The 12,028-nt window shown below is 72.8% G+C and carries 10 protein-coding genes; 8 read left to right on the forward strand and 2 right to left on the reverse strand.

The annotated features are described in order from the left end of the window. Nucleotide 1: 1 nt before the first annotated feature. Both ACFVVO_RS19160 and hmgA read right to left on the reverse strand, forming a co-directional pair. Complete coding sequence (locus ACFVVO_RS19160; RefSeq protein WP_390056348.1) at nucleotides 2-751, reverse strand: GntR family transcriptional regulator; 750 nt, start codon at nucleotides 749-751, stop codon at nucleotides 2-4. Nucleotides 752-797: 46 nt separating this feature from the next. Next, the gene (gene hmgA / locus ACFVVO_RS19165; protein ID WP_390056350.1) at nucleotides 798-2,135 is read right to left on the reverse strand and encodes a homogentisate 1,2-dioxygenase; all 1,338 of its coding nucleotides are present in this window, start codon (nucleotides 2,133-2,135) and stop codon (nucleotides 798-800) included. 166 nt (nucleotides 2,136-2,301) lie between these two features. On the opposite strand from hmgA, the gene ACFVVO_RS19170 reads away from it, so the two are divergent. The 8 genes from ACFVVO_RS19170 to ACFVVO_RS19205 all read left to right on the forward strand — a co-directional run bounded on the left by ACFVVO_RS19170 (nucleotide 2,302) and on the right by ACFVVO_RS19205 (nucleotide 12,004). Further along, nucleotides 2,302-2,850, forward strand: a complete 549-nt coding sequence (locus tag ACFVVO_RS19170; protein WP_390056352.1) for a hypothetical protein — start codon at nucleotides 2,302-2,304, stop codon at nucleotides 2,848-2,850. A 218-nt stretch (nucleotides 2,851-3,068) separates the two neighbouring features. Further along, nucleotides 3,069-3,686: a TetR family transcriptional regulator gene (locus ACFVVO_RS19175; protein ID WP_390056354.1), complete on the forward strand. Its 618-nt coding sequence runs from the start codon at nucleotides 3,069-3,071 to the stop codon at nucleotides 3,684-3,686. A gap of 138 nt (nucleotides 3,687-3,824) precedes the next feature. Next, on the forward strand, nucleotides 3,825-6,077 hold the full coding sequence (locus tag ACFVVO_RS19180; RefSeq protein ID WP_390056356.1) for a molybdopterin oxidoreductase family protein: 2,253 nt from the start codon (nucleotides 3,825-3,827) through the stop codon (nucleotides 6,075-6,077). Nucleotides 6,078-6,210: 133 nt separating this feature from the next. Beyond that, complete coding sequence (locus ACFVVO_RS19185) at nucleotides 6,211-7,605, forward strand: CitMHS family transporter (protein ID WP_390056357.1); 1,395 nt, start codon at nucleotides 6,211-6,213, stop codon at nucleotides 7,603-7,605. A gap of 58 nt (nucleotides 7,606-7,663) precedes the next feature. Continuing rightward, nucleotides 7,664-8,908 carry an MFS transporter gene (locus tag ACFVVO_RS19190; RefSeq protein ID WP_390056359.1) on the forward strand — a complete coding sequence of 415 codons (1,245 nt, stop codon included), beginning with the start codon at nucleotides 7,664-7,666 and terminating at the stop codon, nucleotides 8,906-8,908. A gap of 99 nt (nucleotides 8,909-9,007) precedes the next feature. Beyond that, nucleotides 9,008-9,736 (forward strand): hypothetical protein, encoded by a 729-nt coding sequence (locus ACFVVO_RS19195; RefSeq protein ID WP_390056361.1) that lies wholly within the window; start codon nucleotides 9,008-9,010, stop codon nucleotides 9,734-9,736. Then, the gene (locus tag ACFVVO_RS19200) at nucleotides 9,723-10,385 is read left to right on the forward strand and encodes a class F sortase (RefSeq protein ID WP_390056363.1); all 663 of its coding nucleotides are present in this window, start codon (nucleotides 9,723-9,725) and stop codon (nucleotides 10,383-10,385) included. The genes ACFVVO_RS19195 and ACFVVO_RS19200 overlap by 14 nt, the downstream gene beginning before the upstream one ends. Before the next feature lie 278 nt (nucleotides 10,386-10,663). Then, nucleotides 10,664-12,004 carry an ABC transporter ATP-binding protein gene (locus tag ACFVVO_RS19205; protein ID WP_390056364.1) on the forward strand — a complete coding sequence of 447 codons (1,341 nt, stop codon included), beginning with the start codon at nucleotides 10,664-10,666 and terminating at the stop codon, nucleotides 12,002-12,004. Nucleotides 12,005-12,028: the final 24 nt, after the last annotated feature.

The following is a 12,028-nucleotide window of genomic DNA, read 5'->3' on the forward strand; positions in this document are numbered from 1 at the left end:
GTCAGGTGGCGTCCAGGGTCACCGTGAAGGAGAAGCGGTCGCCCCGGTACTGAATGACCACCACGTCCAGCGCCCGGCCGCCGGCGTCGTAGGTCACGCCCGTGTAGTGCAGGATCGGGCTGAGCAGCGGCACCTGGAGCAGCCGCGCGGTCTCCGGGTCGGCGAGCCGGGCCTCCACGGTGTCCGTGATGCGGCTGATGTCCGCGCCGACGACGTCCCGCAGCACCTTCGTCATCGGCCACCGGACCAGGTCCCGTACGTCGATGCGCGCGGCGAGTTCGGGGCGGACGTGGTTGCGGGCGTGGTTGGTCGGCTCGCCGGTCTTCTCGTCGCTGCGCAGACGGTGGTACGTCGCCACCTCCGCCAGGTCCGGGAAGTGCTCGGCGAGTTCGCCGGTCACGGGAGTGCTGCCCTGTTCCAGCAGTTCGGTCGTCATGCCGGACTGCTGGGCGACGATCGCGTCCACCGAGCCCAGCAGCCGCACCGGGGCGCCGCGCCGCGCATCGGGCTCGATGAACGTGCCGCGCCGCCGGTGCCGGCTGATCAGCCCCTCGTCCTCCAGCTCCTTCAGCGCCTGGCGCATGGTGAGCACGCTCACCCCGTAGTGCTCCGCGAGCTGCTCCTCGGTGGGCAGACGCAGCGGGTCCCGCGGTGAGCGGCCGAGTATCGAGGCGCGCAGCGACTGCGACACCTGGTACCACAGCGGCAGCTTGCGGTTCAGGACGATCGAATCCGGAGCGAAGGAGGTCACGGGGCTATCGGTACCTGTTCGGGATCGTTCGGTGCAACGGAGCCGTTCACAGCGCGCGGAAGTGACGCTCGAGACCCTGCCAGACGTCGTCGTACCGCTGCTGGAGGTGGCCGGCCCCGGCCGCCTGCGGGGCGAGCGTCAACGGCCAGCGCGTCTCGAACATGAACGCCAGCCCGTCGTCGACCCTCTGCGGCTTCAGCTCGGCCGCGCTCGCCCGGTCGAACGTCTCCCGGTCCGGGCCGTGCGCCGACATCATGTTGTGCAGCGAGCCGCCGCCCGGCACGAACCCCTCGGCCTTGGCGTCGTAGGCGCCCTCGACGAGCCCCATGTACTCGCTCATCACGTTCCGGTGGAAGTACGGCGGCCGGAAGGTGTCCTCGCCCACCAGCCAGCGCGGGGCGAACACCACGAAGTCGACGCCGGCCAGGCCCGGGGTGTCCGACGGGGAGGTCAGCACCGTGAAGATGGACGGATCGGGGTGGTCATAGGAGATGGTGCCGATCACATTGAAACGGCGCAGGTCATAGACGTACGGCACATGGTTGCCATGCCAGGCGACCACGTCGAGCGGGGAGTGGTCGTACGTGGCGGTCCAGAGGTTGCCGCAGAACTTGTTGACCACCTCCACCGGCCCCTCCACGTCCTCGTACGCGGCGACCGGCGCCCGGAAGTCCCGGGCGTTGGCCAGCCCGTTGGCGCCGATGGGCCCGAGGTCGGGGAGCTGGAACGGTGCCCCATAGTTCTCGCACACATAACCGCGGGCGGTCGGGCTCTGCCCGTCATCCGATGCCGTATCGAGCAGCTCCACGCGGAAGCGCACCCCGCGCGGAATCAGCGCCACATGCGCGGGCTCCACATGGAGCCGGCCGAACTCGGTGTGCAGCAGCAGGCCGCCGCGCTCCGGCACGATCAGCAGCTCCCCGTCGGCGTCGGAGAAGACCCGCTCCATCGAGGCGTTGGCGTGGTACAGGTGCACGGCCATGCCGGTGCGCTGGGTCGCGTCGCCGTTGCCGCCCACCGTCCACAGGCCCGCCAGGAAGTCGGTGCCGGCCGGCGGCTCGGGCAGCGGGTTCCAGCGCAGCCGGTTGGGGTCGGGCACGGTCTCGGTGAAGGGCGCCGTGCGGATCGCGCCGTTGCCGGTGCGGGTGAACGCGGGGTGCGCGGCCGACGGGCGGACGCGGTACAGCCAGGAGCGGCGGTTGTGCGCCCGCGGCTCGGTGAACGCCGTGCCGCTCAGTTGCTCGGCGTACAGCCCGAGCGGCGCGCGCTGCGGCGAGTTGCGGCCCTCGGGCAGGGCGCCCGGCACCGCCTCCGAGGCGTGTTCGTTGCCGAACCCGGTCAGGTACGACAGTCCCTCGGCGGTCTTCCGTGCGTCCCCGCTCATTGATCGCTCCCTTGCGCTCGTGATTCCTATGCATCACCGTAGGAATGGTGGGGGACGGGCGCAAGAGGGTCGTGGGGTCTGGCGCCGGGTCCACCCGAAGGGGTAGGCCGGGAACCAGACTTCAGGGGGATTCGGGGTGACGGTACGTTGTTCTAGCCTCCGGGGCATGTCATGGAGGTCATGGACGGGCAGGACCCTCACCGCACTCGCGGTCTCGGTTCTGCTGCCGCTGGGAGCGGGGGGCTGCGGGACCGGCGAGGCGCACGACCGCACCGGTGCCGTCGCGCCGTCGCCGGTGGGTGAGGTCCTGGCCGGCACGGACGAGGCCGGCCGGCATCTGCGCGAGGCCGGCGGCCGGGGCGCCCCGGAGGTCGCTGTCGAGGTGGCCCCGGGCGCCGCGGGCGGCTGGGACGTCCGGCTGACGCTGCGCCACTTCCGCTTCTCCGTGCCGGACGCCCGGCCGCGGGCGGTGCCCGGACACGGGCTCGCCTGCCTCTTCGTCGACGGCCGCCGGGTGACCGGGCTGCGCGCACACGAGTACCACCTGGCCGGCCGGCTCGTCCCGCACGGCACCCACCACGTCACCGCCCGCCTGTACGCCGACGACGGCACGGTGTGGGCCGTCCGCGGCCGGCCGGTGCAGAGCACCGCCGACATCACCGCGTCCGGCGCGGAGGCGCGGCCGGCCACGGACACCGGTACCGCCGGGTCCTGAGCGCGGCCGGTCCCGCGCCGCCCGCCGGCTGGTGCGGTGGCCGGAAGGGTTTGCCGAGCCGGTGAACCTTTCCGGTCGCAGCACCAGCGGCGAGGCTGGCCCTCTCCGTCCTGCCGGTCGGCGCGACGGGCGCCCGGTCCCGTACCACCGATGAGTGCAACGACCACCCTTTTCCGTACTGGGGGGCGAGGTTCACCCGACCCCGGCGGAGAGGCATCATGAAGTCCGTGCCCCACGCGACATCGCTTCGCCGCGCGCCCGTCCAGCGGCGCAGCGCCGAACGGCTGACCAGGATCCTCGACGCCTGCGCCGACCTCCTCGACGAGGCCGGCTACGACGCCCTGAGCACCCGGGCGGTGGCCGCGCGCGCCGAGGTGCCCATCGGCTCGGTCTACCGCTTCTTCGGCAACAAGCGGCAGATGGCCGACGCCCTCGCCCAGCGCAACCTGGAGCGGTACGCCGAACGCGTCACGGAGCGGCTGAAGGGCGAGCGGCGGGGCGACTGGCGGGCCGCCGTGGACGCCGTACTGGACGAGTACCTGGCCATGAAGCGCACCGCGCCCGGCTTCTCCCTCGTGGACTTCGGCAACCAGATCCCGGTCGGCGTCCGGCAGGCGGAGCCCAACACCCGGGTCGCCGACCGGCTCACCGACCTGCTCTCCGGCTACCTCGGCCGCAGTCCCGGCGAGGAGCTGCGCCGCGTCTTCCTGGTCGCCGTGGAGAGCGCCGACACCCTCGTGCAGCTCGCCTTCCGGGTCGATCCCGAGGGGGACGGGGCGATCATCCACGAGACCCGCGAGCTGCTGCGGGCGTACCTGGCGCGCGTCCTCGACTGAGCCGGCCCGCGGTCGCGGCCGCCGCGGGGGCTCCCCTCCATGCCTACCGGTCGGTATGCTCACCCCCCGAGCCCGCCGAAGCCCGCCCGGGCCCACCGGGGCGGGCCCGGCACCGCCGCCGATCCTCCGGGAGGACCCGTGCCCCGCACCGCCCTGCGAATCTGCCCACTGTGCGAGGCCACCTGCGGGCTGACCCTCACCGTCGAGGGCACCCGGGTCACCGGCGCCCGCGGCGACCGCGAGGACGTCTTCAGCAAGGGCTTCATCTGCCCCAAGGGCGCCGCCTTCGGGGCCGTCGACGGCGACCCCGACCGGCTGCGCGTGCCGCTGGTCCGCGAGGACGGCGCGCTGCGCGAGGCCACCTGGGAGGAGGCCTTCGACGCGGTCGCCGCTGGTCTGCGCCCGGTCGTCGAGCGGTACGGGCCCCACGCCCTCGGTGTGGTCCTGGGCAACCCCAACGTGCACACGATGGCCGGTGCCCTCTACCCGCCGGTCCTGCTGGCCGCCCTGCGCACCCGCAGCCTGTTCACCGCCTCCACGGTCGACCAGATGCCCAAACACGTCTCCAGCGGCCTGCTCTTCGGCGACGCGAACGCCATCCCGGTCCCCGACCTCGACCGCACCGACCACCTGCTGCTGATCGGCGCCAACCCCCTGGAGTCCAACGGGAGTCTGTGCACCGCCCCGGACTTCCCCGGCAGGCTCAAGGCCCTCAGGGCCCGCGGCGGCCGGCTCACCGTGGTGGACCCCCGCCGCACCCGCACCGCGAAACTCGCCGACCGGCACCTCGCGATCCGCCCCGGCACCGACGCCCTGCTGCTCGCCGCGCTGGCCAACGTGCTGTTCGAGGAGGAGCTGACCGACCTCGGCGCGCTCGCCCCGCACGTCCAGGGAGTCGGGGAACTCCGGCAGGCGATGGGGGACTTCACCCCCGAGGCGGTGGCCGCGGCCTGCGACCTGGACGCGGACCTCATCCGCACCCTCGCCCGCGAGCTCGCCGCCGCCCCCGCCGCCGCCGTCTACGCCCGCATCGGGAGCTGCACCGTCCCGCACGGCACCCTCGCCAGCTGGCTGGTCGACGTCCTCAACGTCCTCACCGGCAACCTGGACCGGCCGGGTGGCGCCCTCTTCCCGCAGGCCGCCACCGACCGGACCCCCCGGCCGGCCGGCCCCGGCCACGGCTTCGCCCTCGGCCGCTGGCACTCCCGGGTACGGCATCTGCCCGAAGCGAAGGGTGAGTTGCCGCTCTCCGCGCTCGCCGAGGAGATGGACACCGCGACCGACGAGGGCGAGCCGGTCCGCGCACTCGTCGTGGTCGCGGCCAACCCGGTGCTGTCCGCGCCCGACGGCGACCGCCTCGACAAGGCCCTGCACTCGCTTGACTTCATGGTCAGCGTCGACCCGTACCTCAACGAGACCTCCCGCCACGCCGACGTCGTGCTGCCCCCGCCGCCGCCCTCGCAGAGCCCGCACCACGACTTCGCGTTCAACACCCTCGCCGTCCGCAACCAGGTCCGCTACAGCCGCCCCGCCGTTCCCCTCGAACCCGGCCGCATGGCCGAGACCGAGATCCTCGCCCGGCTGGTCCTGGCCGCGACGGGCATGCACGGCGCCGACCCGGCCGCCGTGGACGCGATGGTCGTCGACCAGACCCTCGGCAAGGCCGTCCAGGAACCCCACTCCCCGGTGCACGGCCGCGATCCGAGGGAACTCGCCGCACAGCTCACCGGGGAGAGCGGCCCCGAGCGGCGGCTCGACCTGATGCTGCGCCTCGGCCCCTACGGCGAGGGCTTCGGCGCCCGGCCCGACGGGCTGACGCTGCGCAAGCTGCTCGACCACCCGCACGGCATTGACCTCGGCCCGCTGCGCCCGCGCCTGCCGCAGCCCCTGAAGACCGTGAGCGGCAAGGTCGAAATGCTGCCCGCGCCGATCGCCGGCGACCTGCCCCGGCTGCGCGAGGCCCTGCGCGAGCGCCCCGCGTCACTGGTCCTCGTCGGCCGCCGCCATCTGCGCTCCAACAACAGCTGGATGCACAACGTGCCCGCCCTCACCGGCGGCAGCAACCGCTGCACCCTGCAGCTCAACCCGCAGGACGCCGCCCGCCTCGGAATAGAGGACGGAGAACGGGTGCGGGTCAAGGGCGCCGGTGGAGAGGTGACCGCGCCCGCCGAGGTCACCGACGCGGTCCGGCCGGGTGTGGTGAGCCTGCCGCACGGCTGGGGCCACGACCGCCCCGGCGTCCGGCTGAGCCACGCCGGCACCGACCCCGGAGTCAACGTCAACCAGCTCCTCGACGGCAGCCTGCTCGACCCGCTCTCCGGCAACGCGGTCCTCAACGGAGTGCCGGTCGAGGTGGCGGCCGTGCCCGAAAAGCTCACCACGCTGACCTGAGCAAAGCTGTGACCTGGACTTTCGCGCTTATTGCTCGCGTGTCAACCACTTGTTAACGCCGTTTGACGGGACCTAACGTCGTCGCACCGCCGGCCCCAGGTGGGATGTTCAAGGGCGAACGTTAGGTATCCACATGCTGACCATCCTCGGCTTCGCCATGATCGCGACCTTCCTGGTCCTGATCATGCTGAAGAAGATGTCGCCGATCGCGGCGCTCGTGCTCATACCGGCACTCTTCTGTGTCTTCGTGGGCAAGGGCGCCCACCTCGGCGACTACGTCATCGACGGCGTCACCGGTCTCGCCCCCACCGCGGCGATGCTCATGTTCGCGATCGTCTACTTCGGTGTGATGATCGACGTCGGTCTCTTCGACCCGGTCGTCCGCGGCATCCTGAGGTTCTGCAGGGCCGACCCGCTGCGGATCGTCGTCGGCACGGCCGTCCTGGCCTCGATCGTCTCCCTCGACGGCGACGGCTCCACCACCTTCATGATCACCGTCTCGGCGATGTACCCGCTGTACAAGCGGCTGAAGATGAGCCTGGTCACGATGACCGGCGTGGCGGCCATGGCCAACGGCGTGATGAACACCCTCCCGTGGGGCGGGCCGACCGCGCGCGCCGCGACGGCGCTGAAGCTGGACGCCGGCGACATCTTCGTCCCGATGATCCCGGCCCTGGCCACGGGCCTGCTGTTCGTCCTCGTCCTCGCCTACGTCCTCGGCCGGCGCGAGCGCAAGCGGCTCGGCGTGCTCACCCTGGACGAGGCACTGGTGGAGGCGCCCGAGACGGAGACCGTCCTGGTCGGCACCGGTTCCGGCGGCACCCCGGCGCGCACCGGGGGCGCCGGTTCCGGCGGGAGCCTGCCCGAGGCGCCCGAGGACGAGGGCTTCCAGGGCCTGGACCCCGACCGCGCGACCCTGCGGCCGAAGCTGTACTGGTTCAACGCGCTGCTCACGGTCGCCCTGCTCACCGCCATGATCATGGAGTGGCTGCCGATCCCGGTGCTGTTCCTGCTCGGCGCCGCGCTCGCGCTGACCGTCAACTTCCCGTACATGCCGGCCCAGAGGGCCCGGATCGCCGCGCACGCCGAGAACGTCCTCAACGTCTCGGGCATGGTCTTCGCCGCCGCCGTCTTCACCGGCGTGCTGCAGGGAACCGGCATGGTGGACCACATGGCCGAGTGGCTGGTGCGCAACATCCCCGACGGCATGGGCCCGCACATGGCCCTCGTCACGGGCGTACTGAGCATCCCGCTCACGTACTTCATGTCCAACGACGGCTTCTACTTCGGCATCCTGCCGGTGCTCGCCGAGGCGGGCCAGGCCCACGGCGTCTCCGCCGTGGAGATCGCCCGCGCCTCGATCGTCGGCCAGCCGCTGCACATGTCCAGCCCGCTCGTCCCGGCCGTGTACGTCCTCGTCGGCATGGCCAAGGTCGAGTTCGGCGACCACACCCGGTTCGTCGTGAAGTGGGCCGTCCTCACCTCCCTGGTGGTGCTCGGTGCGGGCGTCGCCTTCGGCACCGTCTGATCTCCCGGGAAGTCATCCGGCAAGTCACCCGGAAACCCTCCCGAAAGGACAAGGTCTCATGGCGCCCGGTGGGAACCGCGGCTGGCTGCTCCGCCTCGTCATCGCCTTCGGTCTCGCGCAGGGGGCCGTGTCGATGGCCCGGCCCGCCGTCTCCTACCGGGCGCTCGCCCTGGGCGCCGACGAGCGGGCGGTCGGTGTCATCGCGGGGGTGTACGCCCTGCTCCCGCTGTTCGCGGCGGTACCGCTCGGCCGCCGTACCGACCACGGCCGCTGCGCTCCGCTGCTCCCGGTGGGCGTCGTCCTCATCTCCGGGGGCTGCGTACTCAGCGGACTGGTCGACTCCCTGTGGGCGACGGCCCTGTGGAGCGGGGTGATGGGGCTCGGGCACCTTGGCTTCGTGATCGGCGCCCAGTCGCTGGTGGCCCGGCAGTCCGCACCGCACGAACAGGACCGCAACTTCGGGCACTTCACCATCGGTGCCTCCCTCGGCCAGCTCGTCGGGCCGATCGCCGCGGGCGCCCTCATCGGCGGCCCCGACATGGCCGGCAGCAGCGCGCTCGCCCTCGTCGTGGCGGGCGCGGGCGGGGCGCTCGCGCTCACCTCGCTGTGGCGCATCGAGGACCGCACGGCCGTCAACTCCCCATCCCCGCAGGGCGGCAGAGTGCCGGTCGGCGGGATCCTGCGCGCCCGGGGCGTGCCCGCGGGGATGTTCATCAGCCTCTCCGTGCTCTCCGCCACCGACATCCTCACCGCCTATCTCCCGGTGGTCGGCGAGCACCGGGGCATCGCCCCCGCGGTGATCGGTGTCCTGCTCAGTCTGCGCGCCGGGGCCACCATCGCCTGCCGGCTCGTCCTCACCCCGCTGCTGCGGCTGCTGGGCCGCCCCGCGCTGCTCACGGTGACCTGCTTCCTGGCGGCCTTGCTGTGCGCGGGGGTGGCCGTGCCGTTGCCGGTGTGGGCGCTCGGCGTGATACTCGCCGTCCTCGGTTTCTGCCTCGGCGTCGGGCAGCCGCTGTCCATGACGACGGTCGTGCAGGCCGCCCCGGCCGGCGCCCGCTCCACCGCGCTCGCCCTGCGCCTGACCGGCAACCGGCTCGGCCAGGTCGCCGCACCGGCCGCCGCGGGTTTGGTCGCGGGCGTGGCCGGAGTGGCCGCGCCGTTCGTGATGCTGGGGGCGTTGCTGCTGCTGTCCTCGGTTGTGGCGGTGCGGTCGCCGGAGGGCGGAAAGCGGTCCCCGGAGGCCGGTGCGGCATCGGAGACGGACCGGAAGGGACCGGCATTGCGCCGCACGAGCGATATCTGACGGCGCGTCCGGCGTTGGTGCCGCGGGCCGTGGAGCGCATGCGTGACAGTCCAGAGAAGAGCGATTTGTATGAAAATCGTCTAACTCGGAGGAGCTTGCATGCCCACCCTGACACTTCCACGGACCTTCTCCCGCGCGGGTGCCACCGTCCTCCTCACCGCCCTCGCGGCGGCGGGCGCGTCGTGGGTAGTGGCCCCGGGCGCGGCGGCCCAGGGGGAGAACGGCGACATCAGGATCCACAACGCGCGTTCCACCAACCCGCCGTCGTTCATCGGCTCGGCGAAGGACGACCCGGTGGTCTGCAAGTTCTTCCTCGAAGCCGTCAACTTCGACTCGCTGCCCGGCGTCACCTACACCATCACGCCCCAGCCCCCGCTGCCCACCGCCGCCATCGTGACGGGCAGCATCCAGCTCGCCGGCGGCGCGGGCCACACCGACCCGCTGGGACTCGCGGACGGGCAGTACAAGATCAGCTGGACTGTGGGGACGCCCCCGGCCCTGAAGGAGAAGGTCTTCCGCGTCAACTGCCGTGACGGCCGGTTGGAGGGGCAGCACGGTCCGGGCGGTCAGATCGAGGACCACCAGCAGAACCACGACCAGCAGAACAACGAACAGCAGAACAACGACCAGCAGAGCGACTCTGCCTGGGGCTCGGGCGGCGACCACAACGACGGCCCCAAGGGCGGTGTGCACGCGGGCGGCGGCGGCCTCGTCGACACGACGGGCGGGTTCTCACCGGTGGCGGCCGCCGCGGCCGTCGGACTGGTCGCCGTCAGCGGCGCGGTGTACATCCGGCTGATCCGCCGGCGGCCCCATGGTGCCGCGTAGGCGCCGACCCAGGCCGTGGTACCGGACCCGCGCCTACCGCCTCGCCAGGACCGCCCTGCTCGCGGGCGTCCTGGTGACGGTGGGGGTCCGGTGCGGCGGACCGGACGGACCGGCCCAGGCGGGTGGCCGGACCGGCGGCGACGGACGGCAGGGGGAGTCCGCGGACCAGGCACCCCCGCCCCGCCCCCTGTCCACCCGGTCCCGGCCGACGGACTTCCGTATCCCGTCCCTCGGCATCGACGCCCCGGTCATGGGTCTGCGACTCGACCGCGAACAGCAGTTGTCGACACCGCCGCTGGACCGGCCGAAGGAGGTCGGCTGGTACCAGGGCGGTCCCACGCCGGGGGAGACCGGCACCGCGGTCGCCGTCGGCCACCGCGACACCCGGACCGGCGCCGCCGTCTTCGCGGCGCTGGCCCAGGTCGAGCCCGGCAAGCCGATCGAGGTCAAGCGCGCGGACGGCCGTACCGCCGTCTACAGCGTGGACCGGGTGAAGGTGTACGACAAGGCCGGCTTCCCCGACAAGGAGGTCTACAGCCCCTCCCGGCGCCCGGAGTTGCGTGTGCTCACCTGCGGCGGTCTGTACAGCCGGCGCACCGGCTACACGAGCAACGTGGTGGTCTTCGCCCACCTCACCGCGACCGGCTGACCGCCCGGCACCGCCTCCCGCCGCCCGCACCGGGAGGCCCGGAGCCCGAACCCGCCCTTCCGTTTCGGCCCTCGCCTGGGGCGCGCTTCCGGACATCGTCGCCACCCTTCCCCGGCCGGGCACATTCCGTTAACTTCCGTGACTCGTGGGGCCTGTCGTCCCCTTCCCGCCGGCCGCGCGGCGGGAACGCGACGGCGTGCCCCTGGGTCCCGTACGTCCGCACGGGGCCCCGGACCACGGAGCGGCGGCGCTCCGCACAGCCCCCGGGGGCAGCACCCATGACACGCGCCATCTCTCTGCACGACGTGAGCAAGTCCTACGCCCGGGGCCCCCGCGTGGTCGACCGGGTCTCGCTGGACATCGCGGCCGGCGAGTTCCTGGTCCTGCTCGGCCCCTCCGGCTGCGGCAAGTCCACCGTGCTGCGCATGATCGCCGGACTCGAGGCGATCGACGACGGCGAGCTCTTCCTCGACGGTGAGTACGCCAACGACTGGCTGCCCGCCGAGCGGGACATCGCCATGGTCTTCCAGAACTTCGCGCTCTACCCGAGCATGACCAGCCGTGACAACATCGGTTTCCCGCTGCGCATCGAGGCCCCCGCCGCCGACCCCGGCCCGCGCGTGGACGCCACCGCCCGCATGCTCGGTATCGAGGACCTGCTCGACCGGTTCCCCGGCCAGCTCTCCGGCGGCGAACGCCAGCGGGTCGCCATGGGCCGGGCCATCGCCCGGCACCCCTCCGCGTTCCTGATGGACGAGCCGCTGTCCAACCTCGACGCCAAACTCCGCAACCACCTGCGGGCCGAGATATCCCAGCTCACCCGCGAGCTGGGCGTCACCACGGTGTACGTCACGCACGACCAGTCCGAGGCCATGTCCCTCGGCGACCGGGTCGCCGTGCTGCGCGGCGGGGTACTCCAGCAGGTCGGCACCCCGCGCGAGGTCTACGCGCTGCCCCGCAACGTCTTCGTCGCCGCGTTCATCGGCACCCCGCGCATCAACCTGCTGCGCGGCCTGGTCCGCGCCCCGCTCGACGGCGCCATGACCATCAGCCTCGGCAAGCAGTACCTGCGCCTGCCCGAACCCCTCTCCCTCGACCACCAGTTGCTCCGCGTCCAGCAGGGCCGCGAGATCATCGTCGGGCTGCGCTCGGAGGCGGTGCGCATCGCCAAGCACAGCGCCGCCCGGCCCGGTGAGGTACCGCTGACCGGGCTGGTGGAGCACATGGAGTTCCAGGGTCACGAGACCCTCGTGCACTTCGACACCGGCTCGCGCCCCGCCGTCGTGCCCGAGCTGGAGGCCCCGCGCCCGGCCGCCCGGGCCGCCCGCCGGCGCCGCCGGGAAGGGCAGGGTGTGCTGGACCGGCTGCGGGAGCGGGCCGGGTCGCTGCGGGCCGGCCCCGTGGTGGTCCTGGAACAGCCGCAGGAAACCGTGCCCGAGCCCGCGCCGCCGGAGGGCCGGCTCCCCGGCGACCTGGTGGTCCGCACCACCCCCGACATCCGGCTGCGCCACGGCATGCAGGTGCCCCTGCTCGTCGACCTCGCCCACCTCTTCGTCTTCGACCAGCACGGCGACCGCATCTGCCCGTCCCCGGCCCGGCTGCCCGATCTGGAGGAGTGAGCCGCCCCCGATCCGGCGATGATG

Source organism: Streptomyces sp. NPDC058145, assembly GCF_042884245.1.
GTDB lineage: Bacteria > Actinomycetota > Actinomycetes > Streptomycetales > Streptomycetaceae > Streptomyces.